Consider the following 23,999-nt stretch of genomic DNA (forward strand, 5'->3'; position numbering starts at 1 on the left):
AATTTTAAACTTTTGGCGCTTCCCACATTACCCTGTCTCTGAGCATCGAATTTAAGATCACAATCATCTTCCTGACACACGCAATAAGCGCTACTTTTTTCGGTTTCCCAGCAGCAACCTATCGCTGATAAGTTGATTTAAAAACAGGATTTGATTGGATGGCTGACATCATCGCCATGTATAAAACGGTGCGTACTTGATGTCGACCACCCTGAATTTTGCGCAGCCCTTTATAGCGGCCACTTTCGCGATTCATAGGCGCAACGCCAACCAATGCACCGGCTTCTTTATTCGACATATAGCCAAGCTCAGGTAAGTTACTGATGATGGAGGCAGCGGCAATTTTACCAATGCCTTTCATGCTTTGCAGAATCGTGTTTTTGGCTGAATATTCAGGGCATGATTCAATGAGTGTTAGAATTTTATTTTCAATTTTTTCAATCTGATTTTTAAAGGCCGTTAAAATAGGTTTGATGGTTGAAATCAGCTCTTTTGGTAAAATTTGCAGGCGGTTTTTTTCCATCGTTTGCATGACTAACAGCTGATTTCTTCTGGCAACCAAATCACTCATAGTCTGCATAATGTCAGGCTTTAGGGTGGAGAGTGTGGGTTTAATTGCTTCGCCATAATGTGCAATTAACTGTGCATCCAGCATATCGGTTTTAGCGCGTTGACCAATGGCACCAGCAAAGCGTTTTATGTGTATTGGGTTGGCAATGACAAAAGGTAAATTGGCCTTTGCACATGCAATAATAAAGGGCATTTCAAGGCGGCCAGTGGCTTCAATAATGATGCGGTTTGGAGAGTGAATTTTGATTTTTTAATTGCCTCAGCAATCCCTTTTTCATCGTTCTTAACGGTGAAATAGATATCAAGAGGGCGAATATAAATATCGAGTTGAAATTTGCCGGTATCGACACCGACATTAATGTTTTGATTAGTATTTGTTTTCATAATAAGCTAACTCTTGCTTGCATAATGCGGGTTCGAGACCCAGTAGACTATTCGAGTGTGATGCTTGGAGTCTTTTGTGGCGGTCATTCTTGTTATCGGTCTCTCAACAGAGGATCCATCGCTCAATCGAACTACCACAAAAGAGAGCTTTAGTTGCAGCTAAAGCCTGGGTCTCACATTACCCGAACTCGGTTTAAAAGAATAATTTGATGGGTTTATTATCCATACAAACGCTTCAACGTGACAAATAACGCTTGGCTTGTCGCGTTGCGCCAAAGTATAGCCAAGCGTTATTTGCTCGTTAAGCGGGCGTTGAGGCTTTAGAATTACTCATTTGGTCAAGTTTTTAGGTGCTTTAAGGGGTCTCAAATGCATTGCTTAGTACGAGATTATCGCTTAGAAAGCGATACAGGAGGTCAAAAAAATGGCCAAATTTATAAAAATAGAAATTCTACAGCCTCGTTAGGCTTTCAGGAGGCATTGTGATTCGTAATGCAGTGAGTAAGGATGCTACTTCAATTGCTGAAATATATAATCATTATATTTCAGATACTGTTGTTACATTCGAAACAGAAATGATATCTGCTGAAGATATTCTTAATCGTATATCTAAAGTTCAATCAGATGATTTACCGTGGTTAATTGCCGAAGATTCTTCGGGTGCCTTAATTGGTTATGCTTATGCTACCAAATGGAGAGAGCGTTTTGCTTATCGTTTTTCAGTCGAGGTTACTGTTTATTTATCGCCAAAATGTATCGGTAACGGCGTAGGTTCACAACTCTATGATGCTTTATTCTCAGAGTTAAAATCTCGTTCTATCCATTCTGTGATTGGTGGCATTACATTGCCTAATCCAGCTAGCGTCGCTCTCCATGAGAAATTTGGCTTAGAAAAAGTTGCACATTTTAAACAGGTTGGTTTTAAATTTGAGCAATGGAAAGATGTTGGTTACTGGCAAGGTGTATTAAAAGCCTAACAAGAAATTAAACAAGGACAAAAAACAGTTGGTTTTTGCTCCTTCGTCGCTTATTTTAACCAACTATTTTTTGCCTGTTAATTAGGCGTTGAGGCTGTAGAATTACTTATATTAGGAACTAATTCTACACTTCTTTAATTGCTCAAATTTTAACCTTGAACCCACTGGGTGTCTGTGATCTAATAGATATTATTCACCCACGGTAACCTGTTATGGCCAACTACAAGCCTGACTTATCCTGCCAAAATAAATTCATTCCAATCAATTTCGCTGAGCAAATTTTGCCTGGCACATTTGAATATGCCCTTTGTTATATTGTCGAAAATAAACTCGATTTGTCGGGGTTTGATGCGTGGTATCACAATGATAAAACGGGTGCTGCGGCGTATTCACCTGCAGTGATGCTCAAAATTATTTTACTCGGTTATGCACATGGTTTTATTAGCAGTCGGCGTATGAAAACAATATTTTGTTCATGAGACTCTTTTGCAAGAAATAGCGGGCGATGTTCAGCCACATTACACCTCGATAGCTGCTTTCGTGGCTAAAATGCACCAGCAAATTGAACCGCTGTTTACCCAAGTGCTGATGATTTGTGATGAAGAAGGGTTAATTGACCGTAATATGTTTGCTATTGATGGCTGTAAATTAAAATCGAATGCGAGTAAGGAGTGGAGTGGTACATTCGATGAATTAAGCCGCAAAAAAGCAAAGCTAGAACGGGCAAGCAAACGCATTATTGAGCGTCATCAAGCGCAAGATGGCCTAAGTGAAGAACTGATAACTCAGGACTTAAAGCAAAAAGAAAAACTCGATAAAAGTGCCGCTAAAATCACTGAATTTCTCGCCACTCATCAAGAAAAAACAGGCAGTAAAGGTAAGCCGGTTAAAAGTAATATCACAGACCCAGACAGCGCTAAAATGACCACCTCAAAAGGCACCATCCAAGGCTACAACGGCATTGCGATTAATGATGATAAACATCAGATTATCCTGCAAGCACAAGCGTGGGGTTCGGTGGGCGAGCAACAAACACTGCAACCCGCTGTTAAGCAATTAAAGCAGCAGCTCGATAAACTCCAAACTGAAAAACAAACAGACAAACACGCCATCAAATTCACCGCAGACAGTGGCTTTAATAGCGAAGCGAACCTCGAATTTATGGCGAAAAGTGGCTTTGATACTTACATAGCCGATAACCAATTTAGAAAACGCAACCCACTGTTTAAAGAGAGCGAAACCTACGAAACAGAGCAAGAAAAGCGCCGATTAAAACGCAGTAAAGGTAAGCCGCGGTTATTTACCTCGGATGACTTCCACTATGATGAAGTAACCCAAACCTGCCGCTGCCCCGCAGGCAATGAGATGTGGCGAAGTGGTATCAATGTCAACAGCCATCATCAACAATACACCCGATTCTGCGGTTACTTAAAAGACTGTAAAATCTGCCCACTGCAACAACAATGTATGCGAAAGCCACCGATAAAAACAGGACGGCAAGTGCAGTTTAAGAATGATGAATCCCGCAAAAAAGTCAGTTACATCGACAAAATGAAAGTAAAAATAGACAGCCCAATGGGACGACGACATCTTTTTATTCATGGAATAGCAAACGACTCGGCTGTATCGAACCTGCTTTCCTTTAAATAAAAGGCGGAATATCACCGTCAATAAAGGCATGAATAAATTGACCTTGCGTGGTCAAACGAAAGTGAATGCCCAGTGGCAACTGTATTGCTTGGTTCATAATATAGAAAAGCTGCAAAACAGGATGCATTAAGCAGGGGAAACCCTTTTTACACTTAAAAAGCCTTAAAACCCCCACATAAACCGCAAGAAAACCCATCTAAAACCCCGATTTAAAATCTCACCTCAAAACAGCCTAAACGATTGAATCAAAATAGGAACTAAGTTATGGTTTGCTGATTAATAAAAACAAATTAAAAACGAGTAAATCTACAGGCTCGTTAGCCCTCAAGGAGGATGTATGAAATCAGCACTTTTAGTTGTAGATGTACAGAATGGAATTTTTGGTTCAAGTAATCCACCGTACCTCTCTGAAGACGTGGTTGGAAATATCAATAAACTCGTAAGTTATGCGGACATAAGCAAACTTAAAACGGTTTTCATACAGCATGAAATACCTGGAATGCTTGAAGCTGGAAGTGATTCTTGGCAACTATTTTCCGGTTTGACACTTGTAGAGTCTGGTATCAAAATTCGAAAAAAGTCTCCAGATTCGTTTCAAGGTACTAGTCTGGGTGAGTATTTAGAAGGCAGTGAAGTTGAACATGTCATTATTTGTGGATATTCGACGGATTTCTGTATTGATAGAACAGCATTTAGTGCAGCTAGTCGAGGCTATAAAGTTACCTTAGTAGATGATGCCCATACAACACATAGCAAACCTCATTTGGATGCATCTTCAATTATTGCTCACCATAGCTTTACGTTATCAAAGCATCCCAGTATATCTTTAGTATCCACGGAAACATTGACCACGGGCTAACAAGTGCTTGCATAGGACAAAGTACAGTAGTCACTTTTTGTGCAAAAAGACGCACAAAAGCCGCCAACTGCACTTTGCCCATGAGGCAGGCGTTGAGGATGTAGAATTTCTCTTTTTTAAGAAAAACAGGCTGTTTTCTGGGTTCCAAATGCATTACCTAATGCCTTAAAAGCGCTTAGGATTGGTTACAGGAACTCGTTTTTTAATTGAATTTGGCTGTAGGAGTTATTCTACAGCCTCGTTAGCATACTTATTGTAGTTTCGGGCTGTAATACTATATGGAAATAATAAATGAGATTTTTTAAGTTAAGTTTTCTTGGGGTATTTTTGACTGTGCTGTTAGCTTGTACCGATAGCCCTCAACAAGCTGATCCAAACTTTATACCTAAAAATACCCACAAAACTTTTTCTCAAAACAATAGCCCTGTTGTAGTTGTAGATGAAGCACACAATAATTTCCTAACAGCAAGTGGACGATATAGCCCATTTGTGCAGGTTCTTGAAAGCGATGGTTATACCGTTCGGCCGAATAGCAGCCGCTTTTCATTAGCCACACTACATGATGCTGATTTATTGGTTATTGCCAATGCGTTAGATAGAAATAGAAAAGACTGGAATCCACCTTTTACTGAAGCATTAAACAATGAAGAAGTTTTAAGTATTAAAAAGTGGGTCTTGGAAGGTGGAGCGCTTTTATTAATCGCAGACCATGCACCTTTTCCCCGTGTTATTGAAAATTTAGCGCGTGAATTTGGCTTTGAATTTAGTAACGGTCATGTCGGTAATGCGATGTTTCGCGCTAGGGACAAGACGCTCGCTGAACATCCCATTACGTCTAAAACCCGGCAGCTAGAGCAAAATTTTTATCCAGCTACCGCTGCACCTGAAATGCCAGAAATAACTATGCAACCTAATCGTATAGAGCAGGTTAAAACCTTTGGCGGCTCAGCTTTCAAAACTCCGCCTGAGGCTACTTCACTTTTAAATCTTGGTGAAGGGGCTGTTTCTATAGTTCCTGATGTGCCTTTTCAAGTGAATGCTGATACTGCAAGGGTGCCTGTGCAAGGTTGGAGTCAAGGTGCTGTACTGGAGGTCGGTAAAGGTCGAATAGCTGTATTTGCTGAGGGTATGATGTTTTCATCTCAACTAGATACTAAAACAGGGAAAACATTTGGATTAGCGTCTAAAGGTGCTGAACAAAATGAAGAGTTTCTATTAAATGTTATGGGTTGGCTTGCAGGTGCCATTTAACAGTGCGAGTCGAAAAGTATACTAACAAAGCATTGCACCGGACAAGCCGGTGAATGCGGCGTTGAGGCTGTAGAATTACTTATATTAGGAACTGATTCTACACTTCTTTCTTTGCTCGATTTTTAACCTTGAACCCACCGAGTAACTGTGATCTAATAGATATTATTCACCCATGGTAACGTGTTATGGCCAACTATAAGCCTGACTTATCCTGCCAAAATAAATTCATTCCTATCAATTTTTCAGAGCAAATTCTGCCAGGCACCTTTGAGTATGCCCTTTGTTATATTGTTGAAAATAAACTCGATTTAACGGGGTTTGATGCATGGTATAACAACGATAAAACAGGTGCGGCTGCGTATCCGCCTTCAGTAATGCTAAAGATAATTTTACTTGGCTATGCACATGGTTTAATCAGTAGCCGCCGGATTGCTAAGGCGTGTGAGAACAATATCTTGTTCATGAGTGTGTCGGGCGATATTCAGCCGCATTACACATCAATAGCGAGTTTTGTGGCTAAAATGCACGAACAGATTGAACCACTGTTTACTCAAGTGCTGATGATATGTGATGAAGAAGGCTTAATTGGCCGTAATATGTTTGCTATTGATGGCTGTAAATTAAAATCAAATGCGAGCAAAGAATGGAGCGGTACGTTCGATGAACTCGGCCGTAAAAAAGCAAAACTAGAACGCGCAAGTAAACGCATCATTGAACGCCATCAAGCCCAAGATGGCCTAAGTGAAGAGCTGGTCACACAGGACTTAAATCAAAAAGAAAAACTGGATAAAAGCGCAGAGAAAATCACTGATTTTTTAGCGACACATGAGGAAAAAATAGGCAGTAAAGGGAAGCCTGTTAAAAGTAATATTACCGACCCTGATAGCGCGAAAATGACCACCTCAAAAGGCACAATCCAAGGTTATAACGGCATAGCAATAAATGACGACAAGCACCAAATACGTTCTTTGGGTAAAGAGGGCAAGCACAAACGTGTGGCTCAGTGGGAGAGCAACAAACCTTACAGCCAGCCGTTGAGCAATTAAAACAACAGCTTAATAAACTCAACGCAAACCGAACGTCAAAGGAGCAGGCCATCAAATTCACCGCAGACAGTGGGTTTAACAGTGAAGTGAATCTTGAATTTATGGCGCAAAGTGGCTTTGATACTTACATTGCCGATAACCAATTTAGAAAACGAAACCCGCTGTTTAAAGACAGTGAAACGTATGAAACAGAGCAAGAAAAACGCCGACTAAAAAGGCGTAATGGCAAGCCTCGCTTATTTACCTCAGAGGACTTTCATTATGATGAAACGACACAAACCTGCCTCTGCCCTGCAGGCAATGACATGTGGCGAAGCGGCATCAATGTCAACAGCCATCATCAACAATACACCCGATTCTGCGGTTACTTAAAAGACTGTAAAATTTGCCCACTGCAACAACAATGTATGCGAAAGCCACCGATAAAAACAGGACGGCAAGTGCAGTTTAAGAATGATGAATCCCGCAAAAAAGTCAGTTACATCGACAAAATGAAAGTAAAAATAGACAGCCCAAAGGGGCGACGGCAGTACAGTAAAAGGCTTGGTTCTATTGAGCCTGTATTCGGGAATATCACCGTCAATAAAGGCATGAATAAACTGACCTTACGGGGTCAAACGAAAGTGAATACCCAGTGGCAACTGTATTGCTTGGTTCATAATATAGAAAAGCTGCAAAACAGAGTGCATTAAGCAGGGGAACCCCTTTTTACCCTTAAAAACACCTCTAAAACCTCACAGATACCGCAAAAAAAACCACCTAAAACATAGGTTTAAAATATCCACTCGAAACTGACGAAACGATTGAATCAGAATAGGAACTAAGTTATGGTTTGCTGATTAATAAAAACAAATTTAAAACGAGTAAATCTACAGGCTCGTTAGGCATCAATGAAGATTCTTTTATTACTAGCAACATTTTTTATGAGCCAAAAGGTGTTTGCCTCTATCACTTATTGTGAGATTGCCTTTTCCAATGGAACAGAGGCAAGCTATGTATCTGGTCTCTACAAGGATGCTGAAATAGTTATAGAGCTGGGGCCTGAAATCGAAAAGTCGCTGAAAATATAAGTAAGTACAGCGTGTTAGGCGTCTGGAAAGGTGAAGTTGGTGAGTATGTTTATTTGTCAACAAATGAGGCGGTTCCAGTGTTCTTCGGAAAACCGATAGAGCCTAACTTGTTGGAGTCGACTTATCGTTATCAATTTCATCGATGCCCTTTTATGAAGGATGTGCTGATTTCAAAATTTGGTCCTGCTCAAAAACCATCATCCACTTTTTTTGATAGAAATCATGCATCAAGCTTGCTGGTGTGGGTTGCGTTGTTTGGTTTGTTAGCAGCGGCTGGTTTAAATGTTTTGCTGTATCGTTGGCTAAAGCCTAACAAGTAAATTTTATCGCCAGCAAAAATCGCTGGCTGCGACGTCAACCCGCTGCGCGGCTTTCCGCGCTAAATTTCGAAGTTATACACAAAGGAAAGTTATGAGAATTATTCTTGCTCTGTGCTTTTTATGGGCTAATTCATTGTTAGCTTGTGGAGAAGATGAAACAGTTGAAATAGAACCATTCGCTAAAATGGAGCAAGATTATAATTTCGAAAACCTAATAGGTTATCAGGTATTTGTTCCTGAAATGTTTAAAGGGTACTATTTGACGTCATTCTATTTAGGAGTTAAAGACTCTATAGCTGCAAGTTTAGATTTCTCAGAAGCTTTTGGGTACAAAGGATACTACTCAGTTATTTTGCAAGTTAAACCTGAAAAACTAGATGCTCTAAGCATAACCCTTAGTTACTCCACGACAAAAGACAAAAAAGGTATGGTCATGTGTGGAGAGCGGGTACCGTTGAATTTAAGAGAGTTGTTGGATGCAAAACAACCAAAAATGGTTATACCTCCACCGCCACCACCTAGAGAAGTTAACAACGGAGTGTAATTTGTGTATAACAAGCGCCTAAACCAAGGACTCAAAATGCTTGGCTTGAGCTCCTTCGTCGCTAATTTTAGCCAAGTATTTTTCGCCGGTTAGGCGAGCGTTAGCTTCAGGAAGAAGTATGAATTCTAATTACAAACCATTTTTTACTATTGCTATATGTATTTTAACGGTGTGCGTTTCTTTCTTTGTGGCTTACCAAATATCAGGCTCAATACTCGGTAAATCCCGAATTATTTATCTTGCTGATTATGGCGGTCTAACAGTTGAAAGCATCAAAGAGTTTGAGATATGGCGATTTATAACTTCGCAGTTTGTTCATGTCCATCAGAAGCATATGATGTATAACGTTTTATCTATATTGTTCTTAGGCGTTCTTCTGGAACGTAAAATTGGATTCAGATATACGCTATCCATTTGGTTATTTGCGGGAGCTATAGGAACTCTATTTACAACACAATTTGGATCGCCTCCTTGGAATACCGGCACAGGTGCTTCGCAAGCCGCATTAGGCTTTGCCGGTTTTGCGCTAGTTTTTTATACAGTTAAGTTTAGGCGGGAATACATACTTTTAGCTGCTATCCTCTTTGCTGTTTTGCCAGCACTGTATTTAGATCTCAAAACCGCAGGATACCCTAAACCCGGACATTCATTAAGTTTCATTATTGGTTCTGTTATAGCAGTTTGGTATTTATATAAATCGGAAAAGAAAGAAGCGGTTACAAAGTATGAACAAAGCTAACAAGTTACTAAATTTCGTTCCGGCCACAAACAGCGTGGCCTCCACGGGACTGCCTACGCTGCGCTGCGGCAGCCCATTAGTAATGCGTTGAGGCTGTAGAATTACTCATTTGGTCAAGTTTTTAGGTGCTTTAAGGGGTCTCAAATGCATTGCTTAGTACGAGATTGTCGCTTAGAAAGCGATAAAGGAGGTCAAAAAAATGGCCAAATTTATAAAAATAGAAATTCTACAGCCTCGTTAGTGCGTCAAGCGAAGCTTGATGCATCTTGCAGGGTGCAAGTCCCTGTCGGGTAAGGTTTAACTCACCACCCGTATCGAGTGTTGCGCCTATGGCGGAGCTGTTTTTTTTTTCAGCGAACAAGATAGGTGAAGCGTACACAGAGAATTAAGTAGGCCACAGGGGATCCGTGTCCCTGAAGTGCTGAGATCGCTCCGATAAATACAGTCTGACTGACGAGGTTTGTAACGCCACTGAAGTCCAAGCAAAGCAACCGTAATGAGTGAGGTTGTGGCGAGTCAGCGGAGTTATTAAGCCGTGGCATGTTTAAAGAGATGCATCAGGAACTTGAGAGAGCCAAAGGTGTTCCGCAAGGACGCGGTAGGGAAGCTAAGTCAAAAGCAAGGCCAACGATGACCCTTTGGCAGTCAGACCAGTTCGTAGTAGTTTGAGACGGGAAAGCCGATCACATGGCGAAGGGGCTGGCAGTTATATCACGTGTTTAGCAGACACATAGGCCGGACAATGTAGGGCTGGACTCACTATGATAACCGAACTAAACGCGATCACATTTAAATCACAGCGCCACCCCAAACACAGGTTTCAGAACTTATACGGATTACTAAGGGAAGATTTCCTGTATCAAAGTTGGGGTCAGCTCAATAAACAAGCAGCCGCTGGTATTGATGGCATCACCATGCCTGCTTATCAGCAGCAACTTGTTGGCAACATTACTCGACTGAGCGATGCCCTGAAGCATAAGCGCTTTCGAGCCAATGACATCAAACGTGTCTTTATTCCCAAAGCAAATGGCAAACAGAGACCGCTGGGCTTGCCCACGGTGGATGATAAATTGGTGCAACAAGGCGTGAGCCAGATATTGCAAAGTATCTGGGAAGCGGATTTTCTGCCCAATAGCTATGGCTACCGACCGAATAAAAGCGCCCATCAAGCGGTGCACAGTTTAGCGTTGAATCTTCAGTTTAAAGGATACGGTTACATTGTGGAGGCTGACATTAAAGGCTTCTTCAACAACCTTGATCACAACTGGCTGATGAAGATGCTCAAACAACGCATTGATGACAAAGCCATGCTGAGTTTAATCAGCCAATGGCTTAAAGCCCGCATAAAATCACCTGAAGGGGTATTTGAATACCCGAAAAGCGGTACGCCGCAAGGGGGGATCATTAGCCCGGTACTGGCGAACATCTACCTGCATTACGCACTCGACTTATGGTTTGAAAAGAAAGTAAAACCCCGAATGCGTGGCCGCGCGATGCTCATCCGGTACGCCGATGATTTTGTGTGTGCGTTCCAGTACGCCAACGATGCTGAGCGATTTTACGAGGTGCTGCCAAAACGACTGAAGACTTTTATTTAAACATAAGCAATTTAGAAGTGGCAGAGGAGAAAAGCTCACTGCTACGATTTAGTCGATTTCACCCGAGTCGAAAACGGCAATTTGTGTTTCTTGGTTTTGCCTTTTACTGGGCAAAAGATGCACAGGGAAAACCTCGACTCAGGCGGCGAACAGGGGCGGAAAAGCACCGCGCCAGCATGAGCGAGTTTTACCAATACATCAAAGCCAAGCGGTCAAACAAGCTCAACACTTGGATGCCGCAACTGAAACGCAAACTGATGGGATACCGAAATTACTTTGGCCTGCCAGACAACAGCTGCAGCCTTGATAGATTGTACAGTTATGTGTTGCACAGTTTATACAAATGGCTGAATAGGCGCAGTGGCAGACGCAGTTACAATTGGAGTAATTTCAAGAAGATGCTAATGTATTATGCAATTGAGCGACCAAGAGTGAGTAAGCGATTTATTCACGTAGATTGGTACTAGGAGCGTGTTGATTTACACGCGTGAATATATAACTGAAGAGCCGGATGCGGTAATTCCGCACGTCCGGATCTGTGTGGGGTCGGCCCAGTAATGGGTCGCTCTACCACGATTGTGCAAGGAGTGTACGAAATATGAATATTGGAATATATATATACGATAATGCAGAGGTTCTTGATTTTTCAGGACCATTTGAAGTATTAAGTACTGCAAAGCGATTGGAAGATAATAACTGGAATATATTCTTGGTTGCAGAAGAATGTCGTATTATCCAAGCACGAGGAGGGTTTCCAGTTCAACCTCATTTTACTTTTGATTCACATCCTGACATTGATATTCTAATTGTGGTTGGTGGCGTTCATACAGAAGAAGTGAAAAATTCAAATGTAGTATCTTGGGTTTCACAGGTTGCAAGTAAATCTCAAAGGGTGCTATCAGTTTGCACTGGTGCTTTTATTTTAGCGGAAGCTAATTTGTTAAATGGTTTAACGGTAACTACTCACTGGGAAGATATTGCGGATCTTAAAGCAGACTATCCAGCACTAAACGTTGTTACTGACCGTCGTTGGGTTTCGGATGGAAAATATATCACCTCAGGTGGAATCTCAGCTGGAATAGACATGAGTCTGCATTTGGTAACAGAGCTTGCTAACCTAGATTTAGCTGAGAGTACTGCAAACCAAATGGAATATCAGTGGCAAAAATGCACATAACAAGCACTTTAAACGGAACTAAAACAGTTGGCTACGTTCCGCTTCGCTTCACATTTTAGCAAATTTTTATCAGCCCATTATTGGGGCGTTGAGGTTGTAGAATTACTCATTTTGTCAAGTTTTTAGGTGATTTAAGGGTTCTCAAATGCATTGCTTAGTACGTGATAGTCGCTTAGAAAGCGATACGGGAGGTCAAAAAATGGCTAAATTTATAAAAATAGAAATTCTACAGCCTCGTTAGGCCAAGAGTATTTAAGAGCAGAGTATGTCGATAGAAATAATCAAGGAAGCAGCATGGCCTGAAATACTAAAACTACAATCAGAGGTCTATCAGCTTGTCGACCCCGAAAGTCTTGAGGTGTTAAAGGACAAATGGAGCAGAACCCCCAAATGCTGCTTTATCTATCGAGACTGTGAAGAACTAAAGGGTTATTTGTTAGCGCACTCTTGGAATAAAGAGCAGCCTCCGAAGTTGTTTAACGCCTTACCTAAAAATACTGAAGGGGACATCTTGTTTCTTCATGACTTGGCAATTGCAAGCTCATCATTTTGCCAAGGTATTGGTTCCAAACTGATGAAGCATCTGGTTGGGATTGCAACTGGTTTGGGTTTCAAAGAAATTAGGTTGGTTTCAGTCCAGAACTCAGAGATGTTTTGGCAAAGGCAAGGTTTTAAACCGTTGCCAGAAAAAGTGTGCAAAAGTTATGGTGCTGATGCGCAATTGATGTGGCGAAAACTCTAGGCCTAACAAGAAACTATGGCGTCAATAGCTAATTTTAAACTTTTGGCGCTTCCCACATTACCCCGTCTCTGAGCATCGAATTTAAGATCACAATCATCTTCCTGACACACGCAATAAGCGCTACTTTTTTCGGTTTCCCAGCAGCAACTAATCGCTGATAAGTTGATTTAAAAACAGGGTTTGATTGGATGGCTGACATCATCGCCATGTATAAAACGGTGCGTACTTGATGTCGACCACCCTGAATTTTTCGCAGCCCTTTATAGCGGCCACTTTCGCGATTCATAGGTGCAACGCCAACCAATGCACCGGCTTCTTTATTCGACATATAGCCAAGCTCAGGTAAGTTGCTGATGATGGAAGCAGCGGCAATTTTACCAATGCCTTTCATGCTTTGCAGAATCGTGTTTTTGGCTGAATATTCAGGGCATGATTCAATGAGTGTTAGAATTTTATTTTCAATTTTTTCAATCTGATTTTTAAACACAGTCAGAATAGGTTTGATAGTCATCGCAAGTTCTTTGGGAAGAATTTGAAGCCTGTTTTTCTCCATAGTTTGCATCACCAATAGCTGATTTCGTCTTGCGACTAAATTGCTCATAGCCTGCATTATCTCTGGCTTTAGTGTCGATAGGCGAGGTTTAATCGCTTCACTATAATGGACGATTAACTGTGCATCTAGCTTGTCAGTTTTAGCGCGATCAATCAAAACCTAAAATTTAGTTTTTACTGCTCATTTTATGAAGTAATTGGATTATTAATAGTGGTTATAATGCGTTTAACCTTGGTGCTCTGTGTGGTGAAAAGTTGCTTTTTATACTACAGAAAAGCCGCAAAACCCACATTAGATCTCTATTTTAAATATCTATATCAACCCGACTAAATGATTGAATCACAATAGGAACTCAGTTATCGTTTATAGACTAATAAAAATAACTTTAAAATGAGTAAATCTACAGGCTCGTTAGGTATTTTTAAAGCAATGGAGTTGTAATGAAGTTTATTTTAAAAATTGGATTATTATTAGCGTTCTTAATTCTTTCAAAGACAACGTTTGCTGCAAGTTGTGATTCAACCTGCCAGTTAAACCAGATTAACTCATATTTTACAGCTTTAGATAAAATTAACCGTAAAGGTTCAACCCTCAATGATATCGATTCATTGTTGGATTTAACTCATGATGACGTCAAATATATTCATGTAGAATATGAGGCTAACTTTACTAAAGAATCATGGCGCAAGGCATTTTTAAGGAACCTTGAGCGTGGAGCGTACCAAAACAGTGCTAATAATGAGATGCGTATTATAAATACTATCTTTGGAAAAAATCATACAGCAATTGAATATTCTAATGGTGTTATTCAACAGGATGGTACTTGGCAGCAAACAGAGTCTTTACTTGTTTTATTTGGCTTTAAAGATGGCAAGATATCATTAATCAAAGAGTTGTGGTGAAAATGCCAAACAAACAATTTAAGAGTGGATCGTAACGCGTGGCAATTTTGCTGTGCGTTTCGCAAAGCTGTTTACGAGTGTGATGTATTCTTTGTTATCGGTGACCTCGGTGATGATAAATCGGTTTTTCATAAAAAAGGTCGAAATCAGGATGTACTTTTTAAGCTTATAAACTCCGCTAAACCCCCATAAGTTCATAATTTTAAATACTAAAGTAATACCGACTAAATGATTGAATCATAATAGGAACTCAGTTATCGTTTATAGACTAATAAAAATAAGTTTAAAAACGAGTAAATCTACAGGCTCGTTAATATACAAAAAGGATTTTGCTAGTGTTTGAAAGTATTGCGATCTATTCTGGGTTAATTGCAACAATCTGGATCTTTATTGGTGTTTATGTTGCGAGTCGATTTTATAATGGTTACAGCCATTCTAAACAATTTTGTAGTGAATTAGGTGCAACAGGCAGCCCGACAGAAAAATTGTCACCCTTAATTAATAATTACCCGCTAGGCTTTCTCTTTTGCTTTTTCGGTTGGTATTTGGCGCAGTTATCAAGTGTTTCAATTTTAGTAAATATTGCGGGTTGGTTGGTTATAGCTCATGGCATCGGTACATGGGTAGCTGGTTATTTTCCTATGGACGCTGATCCATTTACTAAGAATCCTACTTTTAATTGTAAGATACATTCTTGGGCTGGATTTATTATGTTACTTTCGCTAGTTGTAGCGCCAATATTAGTATCCATAAGTCCAACAACAGAAGCTATCCCTCTATATTTCCGTATTTTTTCAGTTGTTTCTGTTATCGCTGCTGTTTATTATCTATTTGCTATGGTTAAAGCCGTAAAATCTCAAAGTAACCCGGGTATTCAACAACGTATTTCTTATGGCATTCAGCTAATTTGGTTAAGTGCCTTTTCATTAGTGTTAGCGTAGTTGTAAACTAACACATATGAGCCGATTTCCCGTCAATAGGCATTACTTATCTTTCTGACCGCGCAAGCGGTCAAAGCCAAATCAATCAACAAACTCATCTACTTCGTCTGTCGGTTAGCTGTTAAATCGTCGTGCTGTTAATAAAAGTATGCAAACACATATAGTGGCTTTGTGAGTGCGAAATCTTTAACAAAAAAAATGCTGCCTAACGTTTTTTAATCCATTGAAATGTTAGGGCACTACGACTTAATGGATTTAGGAGGTAGAGCGACGCAGGAAGCCAAAGCCGAGACATTTATCGGTTAACCCTAAGATGGCACTATTCAAGTCATAGGTGCTTTTTGCACAATTAGTTTCGGGCTCATTTTTACTGGAAACGGCTTTGTTGATTATATTAATGTGTGCTAGGTATCACTTTTGAAAATCAAGAATGGGTAATCTAACTTAAATAGCATTTGGCATAGTACAGCCAACAGGGACTGGTATCTTGCCTGTGTTGATAATTCCCCCTATAAACAAGCTTCTCATCCTCGGTGAAGCGCAGTGCCTCTGTAACTTTGTGGTGGAAATAGCCTTTAAATCTCAAAGCAAAACCGACTAAATGATTGAGTCAAAATAGGAACTCAGTTATGGTTCGTTGATTAATAAAAACAAATTAAAAACGAGTAAATCTACAGGCTCGTTAGCTGCAGCGAATATGCTAGTTTTCTCTACGTGATAAAATAATAAAAGGAAGTTTCTCTCTTGAAAAAATTATCTATTTACCTCTTTAATTTATTGTTGCTAACTATATTATCTTTATGCTTTTTGAGTTGGTACACAGGCTCGGGAATTAGAATTTCAGATGGAAGATATTTAGGCTATTCTGCAAAAACTAATGAATGGCTTATGTTTGAATACCAAAACATCCCCGTTTTTCATGATGGCCCATACGTATTTCGAAACAATGGCAAACGATTTGCCAACTACATTACTGGAGATAACAACTCATCTGCCAAACTCTCTCGTGTTGATATTAAAAATACCGTTTCGGTGACTGTAGATAATCAGTTCAATACTAACTTCACTGTTAATCTCAGAAATAGCTATCCTCGCTCAGAATTAGACATTCCAAGCCCTGCTAGATATTTAGCAATTTCGGATATGGAAGGTAATTTTGATGCAATGATAAACCTTCTAAAATCAAACGGTGTTATAAATGATTCGTTAGAGTGGAGCTTTGGTTCAAGCCATTTAGTGCTTATTGGTGATATGGTCGACCGAGGAAAAAACGTAGTTCCTTTATTATGGTTAATTTACAAGCTGGAAGCAGAAGCTAAGTCAGCCGGAGGCTATGTTCATTACATTTTGGGAAATCATGAGCGTTATTTATTAGATGGTAGAGTTAAATCAGCAGCTAAAAAATATTATGGAACATTTCGAACTACAGGAATGTCTCCTCGGGAATTGTGGTCTGAAGATTCCGAGCTAGGGAAATGGCTGCGGAGTAAGCCTGTTATGTTAAAGGTGGGTAGTACATTATTTGTACACGGTGGTGTTTCGCCAAGAGCTTTGACCTACAACTTGTCGTTGGAAGATATAGATGCAGAGGCGGAGCGTAACTTTGTCATTGGCGATACAGTTAGGCGAAATATTGATAACAGTATTATTCATGGCTCTGATGGCCTTTTGTTCTATCGAAACTTAGCAAAAGACATGAGTAAATATGAACTCGGCGATAAAGTTGGTGTTGATCATGTAGATAAAGTACTTTCAGAATTTAAAGTCAATAGATTAGCGATTGGACATACTTTAGTACGTAATATTGGCTACGATTATGGTGGTAAAGTTATACGTGTTGATGTACCTCACTCAGAGGGTACAAGTGAAGCTTTGTTAATGGAAAACTCTTCATTTTGGGTGGTAAATAACAAAGGAAAAAAATCACCTTTAGGCAAGTTATAAAGCAGCTAATCGGGTAGCCGGAGGTCTCTAACCTCCAGCCCCCACACCACCCATCATGCGGGTCCGCAATGGGCGGTTCATCTCCTGTAATGAATATTGATCCAACTATCTCTCAATGACACTAATCCTTGTGAAGCCAAGTAGTCATTGCTTAGCGCAATATTAATTCCTTTTGTTTTTGAGCTTCTACAAGGGCCTTTACTGGTGATACCACATGCTATGGCAAGTCGATCACTGACCCCCAATTTCATTAAACTGCGTACTTTGGTGCGTGCTATTCCTTATAAATGGCGCCACTGTCGCCAATAACACATCCTTATCCTACGGCGGATCCAGTGATCTAAATCTACAGTTAGCTGATAAGCGTTGGCGATGAGGTAGTAGTGTCCCCAGCCGCGTAAATACTGTGTGAGCTTATGAATTTGTAAGGTCATTGCGATCCCCCAATTACGGTTTGTGAGTTCTCTGACGTTTGCCTTAAATTTCTTTAGCGCCTGTTCGTGGATCTGCACTTGGCCGTAACGGAAGGTAAACCCGAGGAATTTCGAGCCAGATACCGAACCGACTCGGCTTTTCGATTCATTCACTTTAAGCTTTAATCGCTTAGTGATGAATTCGGTCATTTCCTGTTGGACTAGGAGTCCTTCGCTTTTCGTTTTTACTAAAATGATTATGTCTTAGTACCCTTGCCATCAGGTCATGTTCTGTTTGGTTATATTCATTCGAGGTATTATTCACAGCAGAACGCTGTTCATCACTATCACAACACGGTGATCTATGTGAATTCAAGTTCATTTGTAGTATCTCCTCTGGTTAAGATGTTCACGCCTTCACCGTGTCCCCTCCATTACGATGGGCGTTTGGCTACTATGCCGTCTGCTGACTTCTGATAAATCACTTTATCGATTACTCGGTAAAGCGCGTCTAAACTAATGCTTGTTTACTGCTATTTCGCTCGCTATAGGTCGCAGTAACCAAAGCGCCAAGGGTTGATCAACCAGCCCCTAACTGGTAATCTCCAAGCGTTAGCGCGGATGCGTGTTTATCAGATCTCCCCGAATAAGGTGCATTGACTTTCTCTGCACAACTGCATCATTTACGGTGGCCGTTAGATCACATGACTTCGCTATCTTGTGCTAGCTCGTCTCCAGCCTACGCCTCATATGATGTTTTTGTTCATCAGCTCGCAGATTTGCTAGCGGCTTCCTCCAGACTATCTCTCGCGATTTAGCCCTTGCCATTCACTAGTAGTTATCTTTTAATAACAGTATGTTACTTGAACGGTGGTCTTCCTACAGAGGACTTTCACCTCATTAGTTCATGCCCATGCTGGGCGTACACAAGGCGTTCAAACGGACAAAAAACAGTTGGCTGTTTCACTCCGTTCACTATTTTAGCCAACAATTTTTTGCCGCTTAACGTGGAGTTGAGGCTGTAGAATTACTAATTTGGTCAAGTTTTTAGGTGATTTAAGGGGTCTCAAATGCATTGCTTAGTGCGAGATAATAGCTTAGTAAGCGATACAGGAGGCCATAAAAAATGGCCAAATTTATAAAAATAGAAATTCTACAGTCTCGTTAGCTGCTTACAAGTTCGCATGTTCCATTAGCTGTACAAGTTGGTTTTTTAGTCATATACTTGTCTCATTAAATGTACATGTGGAGGTTTTATGAGAATTGTATCTTTTACCGAAGCTAGAAATAGCTTGAAGAGCGTTTTGGATGCTGTTGTTAATGACGCAGATACAACCGTGATCACACGTCGTGATTCTGAAGATGCCGTTGTTATGTCACTGGATTATTACAATAGCTTAATGGAAACGGTTCATTTACTTCGTTCTCCGGCAAATGCTGAGCACTTACATCGTTCAATTGCTCAATTTAAAGCGGGTAAGGTGAGCCAAAGAGATTTAATCGATGAGTAGTCGTTTATTATCTTGGACTGATGAATCTTGGAATGATTATGTTTATTGGCAGACGCAAGACAAGAAAACACTTAAACGTATAAATAAACTCATCACGGATGCTAAGCGTTCTCCTTTCGAGGGCATAGGTAAACCTGAGCCACTAAAAGAAAACTTATCTGGTTTTTGGTCGCGACGAATAGACGATGCGAATAGGTTAGTTTATGCGGTTGATGATAGTGCTATCACGATTATTTCTTGCCGTTATCACTATTAATTTAGGATTTATCGTCAGGCAGCATACAAATAAAAATAGGTGTCGCGAAGCCGACACCCTATATTCGGGTGTTGGACAAGCCCGGAGCCTCGATGAGCTCGATTTCCTGCCTTATTAAGTAAATTACGCTGTAGTGCCTTGGCCGCGCTGAGCCTGAGAGCCTTTCTCAAGGCGAGCGGGGTGGATGCAAGGGGCGATCATGTTATTAACGCCAGCCTTATCAGTTTGTTACGACTTGCCTGTGTGTTGTTTCTTTATTCGTATTCCTCTTGTTGTCGCCTTTGGCGTGGTGAAGGTCATTATCCTTATTGCGTCCTTGCGGGTTTATCTCGGTCGGCTGATACCAATGCAGTGCATGCTGTGGTGGCAACACGGGCAAGTGCGCGTCGATTGGCTCGGTGGCTCAATCCCCAGCAGTAATTGCAGCAGTGGCAGTAATAAGCACTGAATTTGATGCAGTAATCCTTTGGCATTACCGCGTAAAAAACCATAGTTGCGGGCCCGTTGTAATCCCTTGGGCAGTACGTGTTGCAACATCAGCATCAAGAACTTCAGTGTTGGCAGCGTGCGCTGCTTCCAGTGTTGGGTTTGCCCGTCGCGATAACGGAAGGTAACGTTATCCTTGGTGATGTTAATGATGTCTTTGTCGGGCAGCACGCCGCCATAGGTAGGTGATAAGCCTTATCTGAATTCAAGCCGATAAACCAAACTCAAAACCCTGAGTTTGGTTGCTGTAAAAACGCTATTTCTTCAGCAGTCGATTGACGCCCTAAAATGTGATTACGATGTGGGTAACGGCCAAACTTATCAATAATAGCTTTATGTTGAAACTCAAAATCTAAGTTACTTTGAATACCAACAGACCGAAATAGTGTTACGGCATGAGTATGAATAAGCTTTGATTCACTGTGCATAAATGGAATATAAAGAAATACCCGCTGTACAGGGGTTAAATCGTTGTCGAATTTTTTTGCTATTGCAGATTGCGAAAGCGCTAATGCCATAGCGTCATAAGCAAATGATTGGGGTGTATCGCGATAAATATTCCGTGAAAATTGATCAAGCAAAATAATTTCAGCAAGGCTTCCTAACGCAGTGTCACGCCAATTGAATAACTCACCAGCGGTTGCCTGAGTATGAAGTTCACCAAAGCGTGTTTGGATCATTAAATCCAACGCGCTGTCTTTTTGCCACCACTTTTCAGGTTCAAGCTCTGTAAACCAAAAGTCGATGATTTCTTGATAGAGGAAAGTGCTCATGTTTGACCCTAAACGCTATGAAATATAACGAGTTTATAGGATTACTCGTTTGTTATTTTGATAATACAGAATGTTTAGTGTATGCAACAGCCACAAAAAAGCCGAGAAAAAACTCGGCTTTTTATTCAACTCAATTAATGTTTAAATTAAACACTAACCAATTTTTTTGTTGTGCTTGGTCCACATGTACATCATTTCAAGTGCAATTGATGCACCTGCAAGGGCTGTTAATTCAGCATGATCGTACGCAGGAGCTACTTCAACAACATCCATACCAACAATATTAATACCATCTAATAAACGAATGATTTTTAATACTTTATCAGTTGTTAAACCACCACACACTGGCGTGCCAGTACCTGGAGCAAATGCCGGGTCAATTGCATCGATATCGAACGTGAAATACACAGGTAAATCACCGATAGTTGCTTTGATTTGTTCAACAATTTGCTCTGGTGTTAAGTCATTTGCTTGCATGGCATTAATAACATTAAAACCATGATTGTCTTGTGTATATTCAGTACGAATACCAATTTGCACCGACTTATGTTTATCTATGATGCCTTCATTAGGCGCATGGAAAAACATAGTGCCGTGGTCATAACGACTACCATTACTGTATGTATCGGTATGGGCATCAAAGTGAATTAGCGCCATTTTGCCATGCTTTTTAGCATGAGCACGTAATAGCGGTAATGTTACAAAGTGATCGCCACCTAAGCTAAGTAAGGTTTTACCTTGATTAATCAACTGAGTTGCCGCTTCTTCAACGATAGCAGTAAAACCTTCGGCATCACCTGGTGGGTAAATTAAATCACCCGCGTCAATGATTTTTGTATGATCAGTTAAGGCAAAATTCCACGGGAAACGTTTATGTTCCCACGCTAAATTTACTGATGCACGACGAATGGCGTCAGGGCCCATACGCGCACCTGAACGGCCTGATGTCGCCATATCAAACGGCAAGCCTAAAACGACAATGTCAGCGTCAACAGCCAGCGGGTTTTGCTGTAATGGTTGACGTAAAAACGTCATTGGATTACTGAATAATGACGTTTCTTCACGTTGAAATATGTTACTCATTTAACATCACGCTCCTAAGCGTTTATACATCTTCTAAGTAAGTGTAGCCTGTTAGGCCTAAATCTAGTTCTTCTAAAATTGAAGCGCGTTCGTGCTCTGGTAACTTGCTTTGCGCCAGTTCTGCGTATGCTGCACGGAATGAATCTGGATCTAAGTGAACATAACGTAGCATGTCTTCAACAGTATCACCTTCGTTGATTTCATCGATATGTACTTTGCCGTTTTCATCCATGTTGATAACCGCGCTGTGCGTATCACCAAATAGATTGTGCATGTCACCTAGAATTTCTTGGTAAGCACCGACTAAGAAAAAGCCAAGTAAATATGGCGAATCGGCAGACCACTCAGGTACTGGTAACGTTGTTTCAATACCTTGGCCGTCTACGTATTGATCAACCGTACCATCTGAGTCACAGGTAATATCAAGTAAAACCGCACGACGTTGTGGCATTTCTGTTAAACCGGTTAATGGTAAAACAGGGAAAACTTGGTCAATACCCCATGCATCTGGTAACGATTGGAATAATGAGAAGTTAACAAAGAATTTGTCTGCTAGCTTTTCATTTAATTCATCAATAATTGGGCGATGGAAGCGGTTTTTGCTATCCATTAATTTGCTCAATTCATAGCTCACACGTAAGCTGATTTGCTCAGCCCATGCACGTTGTTCTAGGTTTAATAAACCCATACCAAATTGGCTATGTACTTCGGCTAAATCGCTTAAACAGTCGTGGAAGATTTCAATTAATGCACGATCATCAATACGTTTATTTAATTGCACCCAAGAATGCCACATATTTTTTAATAAAATAGGTGCATCTTCAGCAAGTGCTGGCACTTCTTCTGGGTTGTATGATTCTGTACCAATTACATTTGAGATTAATACAGCGTGGTGTGCAGTAAGAGCACGGCCAGACTCTGAAATGATGGTTGGCATTGGCTGATTGTACTGCTTACAAATATCACCAATGGTATAAACGATGTTATTGGCGTACTCAGCAAGGCTGTAGTTCATTGAGTTGTGCGATTGGCTGCGTGTACCGTCGTAATCGATAGCCAAACCACCACCTACGTCCATACATACAAGCTCGGCACCTAAACGACGTAATTCACAGTAAAAACGTGCAGCTTCGCTTACACCTGTTCTTACGTCACGAATGTTGGCCATTTGTGAGCCTAAGTGAAAGTGAACTAATTGAAGGGTATCACTTTTACCTAAATCTTTTAGTTTCTTAAGTACGGTAAGTACTTGTGAAGCAGATAAACCAAACTTTGATTTTTCACCACCGCTTGCTTGCCATTTGCCTTTACCTTGTGAGGCCAAACGCACACGTAAACCCAAACGTGGAGAGACGTTTAATTTTTCAGCTTCTGCTAATACCATATCAAGCTCAGAAAGCTTCTCAAGTACGATATTAACTTTGTGACCTAATTTTTCGCCAATTAACGCTAAACGGATGTATTCAACGTCTTTATAGCCATTACACACGATCACTGAACTTGCTTTTTGAGCCATAGCAAGAACAGCAAGTAGCTCAGCTTTACTACCCGCTTCTAAGCCAAGTTGCTTAACTTCATTGTTAGCTTGGCTTGCGACAATTTCTTCAACAACTTCACGTTGCTGATTTACTTTAATTGGGTAAACCAATAAGTATTTTTCTGGGTAGTTGTAATTCGCAATTGCTTCATTAAACGCAGCACATAAATTATGAACACGATTATGTAGAATTTGAGGAAAACGGACCAATGCAGGTAAAGACAAACCTTGCTGTTGAATTTGTTCTGCAATTGATGACAACGATACTGTTTGTTCAGGTGCGTCAGCTTTTGGGGCTACATACACTTCACCTTCATCATTAATACCAAAGTAACCTTGACTCCAATGGCGTACATTGTAGCTTGCACGAACTTGTTCAATTTCAGTCGTTTTGTTCATTTCAATCCTTATCAATGTATTGCTAAACCCAAGAGCGTAGCAATAGTAATAAAACCAATATTGGCTGAGAAATTTTTGCGCATTAGAATCAATCGTACAAATCGAGTCCAACAAGATATATTCATACTTAAGATAAAAGTAATTAATCTTAGTTGCAAAAAAAGTAATGCTATATTAGTTATTTAAAATCAGATGGTTATTAATATAAAAACTGCTTTAATACTGAGCAATAATCAGTGTTAATGGAGAATTTATCTTTTCTAAGTTTTAGGTT

The 23,999-nt window shown here is 40.4% G+C and carries 21 protein-coding genes and 5 pseudogenes; 19 read left to right on the forward strand and 7 right to left on the reverse strand.

From position 1 onward, the window contains the following. Positions 1-4: 4 nt before the first annotated feature. A pseudogene (locus PTUN_RS21385) lies at positions 5-954 on the reverse strand (IS110-like element ISPtu2 family transposase). A gap of 482 nt (positions 955-1,436) precedes the next feature. Here PTUN_RS21385 and PTUN_RS21390 point away from each other — a divergent pair. The 13 genes and pseudogenes from PTUN_RS21390 to PTUN_RS21455 all read left to right on the forward strand — a co-directional run bounded on the left by PTUN_RS21390 (position 1,437) and on the right by PTUN_RS21455 (position 12,927). After that, positions 1,437-1,931 carry an arsinothricin resistance N-acetyltransferase ArsN1 family B gene (locus PTUN_RS21390; protein WP_009836607.1) on the forward strand — a complete coding sequence of 165 codons (495 nt, stop codon included), beginning with the start codon at positions 1,437-1,439 and terminating at the stop codon, positions 1,929-1,931. A 212-nt stretch (positions 1,932-2,143) separates the two neighbouring features. After that, a pseudogene (locus PTUN_RS22495) lies at positions 2,144-3,711 on the forward strand (transposase). A gap of 207 nt (positions 3,712-3,918) precedes the next feature. Next, the gene (locus tag PTUN_RS21405; protein ID WP_009836603.1) at positions 3,919-4,440 is read left to right on the forward strand and encodes an isochorismatase family protein; all 522 of its coding nucleotides are present in this window, start codon (positions 3,919-3,921) and stop codon (positions 4,438-4,440) included. 291 nt (positions 4,441-4,731) lie between these two features. Further along, positions 4,732-5,691: a DUF4350 domain-containing protein gene (locus PTUN_RS21410; protein WP_009836491.1), complete on the forward strand. Its 960-nt coding sequence runs from the start codon at positions 4,732-4,734 to the stop codon at positions 5,689-5,691. A 185-nt stretch (positions 5,692-5,876) separates the two neighbouring features. Beyond that, a pseudogene (locus tag PTUN_RS22680) lies at positions 5,877-7,429 on the forward strand (transposase). Positions 7,430-7,627: 198 nt separating this feature from the next. Beyond that, the gene (locus PTUN_RS21425; protein ID WP_009836600.1) at positions 7,628-7,807 is read left to right on the forward strand and encodes a hypothetical protein; all 180 of its coding nucleotides are present in this window, start codon (positions 7,628-7,630) and stop codon (positions 7,805-7,807) included. A gap of 77 nt (positions 7,808-7,884) precedes the next feature. Beyond that, complete coding sequence (locus tag PTUN_RS21430) at positions 7,885-8,127, forward strand: hypothetical protein (protein WP_157579369.1); 243 nt, start codon at positions 7,885-7,887, stop codon at positions 8,125-8,127. Between the two features lie 91 nt (positions 8,128-8,218). Next, a complete protein-coding gene (locus PTUN_RS21435; protein WP_009836598.1) occupies positions 8,219-8,671 on the forward strand; it encodes a hypothetical protein in 453 nt (150 codons plus the stop codon). Positions 8,672-8,789: 118 nt separating this feature from the next. Continuing rightward, positions 8,790-9,410 carry a rhomboid family intramembrane serine protease gene (locus PTUN_RS21440; RefSeq protein ID WP_009836597.1) on the forward strand — a complete coding sequence of 207 codons (621 nt, stop codon included), beginning with the start codon at positions 8,790-8,792 and terminating at the stop codon, positions 9,408-9,410. A gap of 144 nt (positions 9,411-9,554) precedes the next feature. Continuing rightward, positions 9,555-9,704 carry a hypothetical protein gene (locus PTUN_RS22055; protein WP_009836596.1) on the forward strand — a complete coding sequence of 50 codons (150 nt, stop codon included), beginning with the start codon at positions 9,555-9,557 and terminating at the stop codon, positions 9,702-9,704. Between the two features lie 467 nt (positions 9,705-10,171). Continuing rightward, positions 10,172-11,008 (forward strand): reverse transcriptase domain-containing protein, encoded by an 837-nt coding sequence (locus tag PTUN_RS22370; protein WP_009839314.1) that lies wholly within the window; start codon positions 10,172-10,174, stop codon positions 11,006-11,008. A 598-nt stretch (positions 11,009-11,606) separates the two neighbouring features. Further along, positions 11,607-12,185, forward strand: coding sequence for a DJ-1/PfpI family protein (locus PTUN_RS21450; RefSeq protein ID WP_009836592.1), 579 nt, complete (start codon positions 11,607-11,609; stop codon positions 12,183-12,185). A 265-nt stretch (positions 12,186-12,450) separates the two neighbouring features. Continuing rightward, on the forward strand, positions 12,451-12,927 hold the full coding sequence (locus PTUN_RS21455; protein WP_009836591.1) for a GNAT family N-acetyltransferase: 477 nt from the start codon (positions 12,451-12,453) through the stop codon (positions 12,925-12,927). A gap of 34 nt (positions 12,928-12,961) precedes the next feature. Here the strand turns inward: PTUN_RS21455 and PTUN_RS21460 are convergent. Further along, positions 12,962-13,627 (reverse strand): annotated as a pseudogene (locus PTUN_RS21460) (IS110 family RNA-guided transposase); the annotation flags it as partial. Between the two features lie 293 nt (positions 13,628-13,920). On the opposite strand from PTUN_RS21460, the gene PTUN_RS21465 reads away from it, so the two are divergent. The 3 genes from PTUN_RS21465 (at position 13,921) to PTUN_RS21475 (ending at position 17,267) form a co-directional block, all read left to right on the forward strand. Further along, positions 13,921-14,382, forward strand: coding sequence for a hypothetical protein (locus tag PTUN_RS21465; protein WP_009836589.1), 462 nt, complete (start codon positions 13,921-13,923; stop codon positions 14,380-14,382). 335 nt (positions 14,383-14,717) lie between these two features. Next, positions 14,718-15,323 (forward strand): DUF998 domain-containing protein, encoded by a 606-nt coding sequence (locus PTUN_RS21470; protein WP_009836588.1) that lies wholly within the window; start codon positions 14,718-14,720, stop codon positions 15,321-15,323. A 744-nt stretch (positions 15,324-16,067) separates the two neighbouring features. Beyond that, positions 16,068-17,267 (forward strand): metallophosphoesterase, encoded by a 1,200-nt coding sequence (locus PTUN_RS21475; protein ID WP_040643428.1) that lies wholly within the window; start codon positions 16,068-16,070, stop codon positions 17,265-17,267. 281 nt (positions 17,268-17,548) lie between these two features. On the opposite strand, the gene PTUN_RS22065 is transcribed toward PTUN_RS21475, so the two are convergent. Continuing rightward, positions 17,549-17,890: a group II intron maturase-specific domain-containing protein gene (locus PTUN_RS22065; RefSeq protein WP_009836586.1), complete on the reverse strand. Its 342-nt coding sequence runs from the start codon at positions 17,888-17,890 to the stop codon at positions 17,549-17,551. A gap of 1,046 nt (positions 17,891-18,936) precedes the next feature. Between PTUN_RS22065 and PTUN_RS21485 the strand changes: the two genes are divergently transcribed. The 3 genes from PTUN_RS21485 to PTUN_RS22070 all read left to right on the forward strand — a co-directional run bounded on the left by PTUN_RS21485 (position 18,937) and on the right by PTUN_RS22070 (position 19,867). Beyond that, positions 18,937-19,191, forward strand: a complete 255-nt coding sequence (locus PTUN_RS21485; RefSeq protein ID WP_009836585.1) for a type II toxin-antitoxin system Phd/YefM family antitoxin — start codon at positions 18,937-18,939, stop codon at positions 19,189-19,191. Next, on the forward strand, positions 19,184-19,447 hold the full coding sequence (locus tag PTUN_RS21490) for a Txe/YoeB family addiction module toxin (RefSeq protein ID WP_009836584.1): 264 nt from the start codon (positions 19,184-19,186) through the stop codon (positions 19,445-19,447). The genes PTUN_RS21485 and PTUN_RS21490 overlap by 8 nt, the downstream gene beginning before the upstream one ends. A 180-nt stretch (positions 19,448-19,627) precedes the next feature. Further along, positions 19,628-19,867, forward strand: coding sequence for a hypothetical protein (locus tag PTUN_RS22070; protein WP_162892554.1), 240 nt, complete (start codon positions 19,628-19,630; stop codon positions 19,865-19,867). On the opposite strand, the pseudogene PTUN_RS21495 reads toward PTUN_RS22070, so the two are convergent. The 4 genes and pseudogenes from PTUN_RS21495 to speA form a co-directional block, all read right to left on the reverse strand. Next, positions 19,772-20,113: pseudogene (locus tag PTUN_RS21495) on the reverse strand (transposase); the annotation flags it as partial. The gene PTUN_RS22070 and the pseudogene PTUN_RS21495 overlap by 96 nt on opposite strands. A 44-nt stretch (positions 20,114-20,157) precedes the next feature. Further along, the gene (locus PTUN_RS21500; RefSeq protein ID WP_009836581.1) at positions 20,158-20,706 is read right to left on the reverse strand and encodes a DUF924 family protein; all 549 of its coding nucleotides are present in this window, start codon (positions 20,704-20,706) and stop codon (positions 20,158-20,160) included. A 153-nt stretch (positions 20,707-20,859) separates the two neighbouring features. Further along, positions 20,860-21,789 (reverse strand): agmatinase, encoded by a 930-nt coding sequence (speB, locus tag PTUN_RS21505; protein ID WP_009836580.1) that lies wholly within the window; start codon positions 21,787-21,789, stop codon positions 20,860-20,862. A 22-nt stretch (positions 21,790-21,811) separates the two neighbouring features. Then, complete coding sequence (gene speA / locus PTUN_RS21510) at positions 21,812-23,725, reverse strand: biosynthetic arginine decarboxylase (protein ID WP_009836579.1); 1,914 nt, start codon at positions 23,723-23,725, stop codon at positions 21,812-21,814. Between the last annotated feature and the right edge of the window lie 274 nt (positions 23,726-23,999).

The organism is Pseudoalteromonas tunicata, from assembly GCF_002310815.1.
Classification (GTDB): Bacteria; Pseudomonadota; Gammaproteobacteria; order Enterobacterales; family Alteromonadaceae; genus Pseudoalteromonas; species Pseudoalteromonas tunicata.

What these genes read in the sequence shown, in the direction of transcription:
- PTUN_RS22065 (WP_009836586.1), bottom strand. Translation starts at nt 17,890, where the DNA reads ATGACCGAATTCATCACTAAGCGATTAAAGCTTAAAGTGAATGAATCG.
- PTUN_RS21440 (WP_009836597.1), top strand. Translation starts at nt 8,790, where the DNA reads ATGAATTCTAATTACAAACCATTTTTTACTATTGCTATATGTATTTTA.
- PTUN_RS21465 (WP_009836589.1), top strand. Translation starts at nt 13,921, where the DNA reads ATGAAGTTTATTTTAAAAATTGGATTATTATTAGCGTTCTTAATTCTT.
- PTUN_RS21450 (WP_009836592.1), top strand. Translation starts at nt 11,607, where the DNA reads ATGAATATTGGAATATATATATACGATAATGCAGAGGTTCTTGATTTT.
- PTUN_RS21490 (WP_009836584.1), top strand. Translation starts at nt 19,184, where the DNA reads ATGAGTAGTCGTTTATTATCTTGGACTGATGAATCTTGGAATGATTAT.
- speB (WP_009836580.1), bottom strand. Translation starts at nt 21,789, where the DNA reads ATGAGTAACATATTTCAACGTGAAGAAACGTCATTATTCAGTAATCCA.
- PTUN_RS21425 (WP_009836600.1), top strand. Translation starts at nt 7,628, where the DNA reads ATGAAGATTCTTTTATTACTAGCAACATTTTTTATGAGCCAAAAGGTG.
- PTUN_RS22370 (WP_009839314.1), top strand. Translation starts at nt 10,172, where the DNA reads ATGATAACCGAACTAAACGCGATCACATTTAAATCACAGCGCCACCCC.
- speA (WP_009836579.1), bottom strand. Translation starts at nt 23,725, where the DNA reads ATGAACAAAACGACTGAAATTGAACAAGTTCGTGCAAGCTACAATGTA.
- PTUN_RS21405 (WP_009836603.1), top strand. Translation starts at nt 3,919, where the DNA reads ATGAAATCAGCACTTTTAGTTGTAGATGTACAGAATGGAATTTTTGGT.
- PTUN_RS21435 (WP_009836598.1), top strand. Translation starts at nt 8,219, where the DNA reads ATGAGAATTATTCTTGCTCTGTGCTTTTTATGGGCTAATTCATTGTTA.
- PTUN_RS22055 (WP_009836596.1), top strand. Translation starts at nt 9,555, where the DNA reads ATGCATTGCTTAGTACGAGATTGTCGCTTAGAAAGCGATAAAGGAGGT.
- PTUN_RS21455 (WP_009836591.1), top strand. Translation starts at nt 12,451, where the DNA reads ATGTCGATAGAAATAATCAAGGAAGCAGCATGGCCTGAAATACTAAAA.
- PTUN_RS21410 (WP_009836491.1), top strand. Translation starts at nt 4,732, where the DNA reads ATGAGATTTTTTAAGTTAAGTTTTCTTGGGGTATTTTTGACTGTGCTG.
- PTUN_RS21500 (WP_009836581.1), bottom strand. Translation starts at nt 20,706, where the DNA reads ATGAGCACTTTCCTCTATCAAGAAATCATCGACTTTTGGTTTACAGAG.
- PTUN_RS21485 (WP_009836585.1), top strand. Translation starts at nt 18,937, where the DNA reads ATGAGAATTGTATCTTTTACCGAAGCTAGAAATAGCTTGAAGAGCGTT.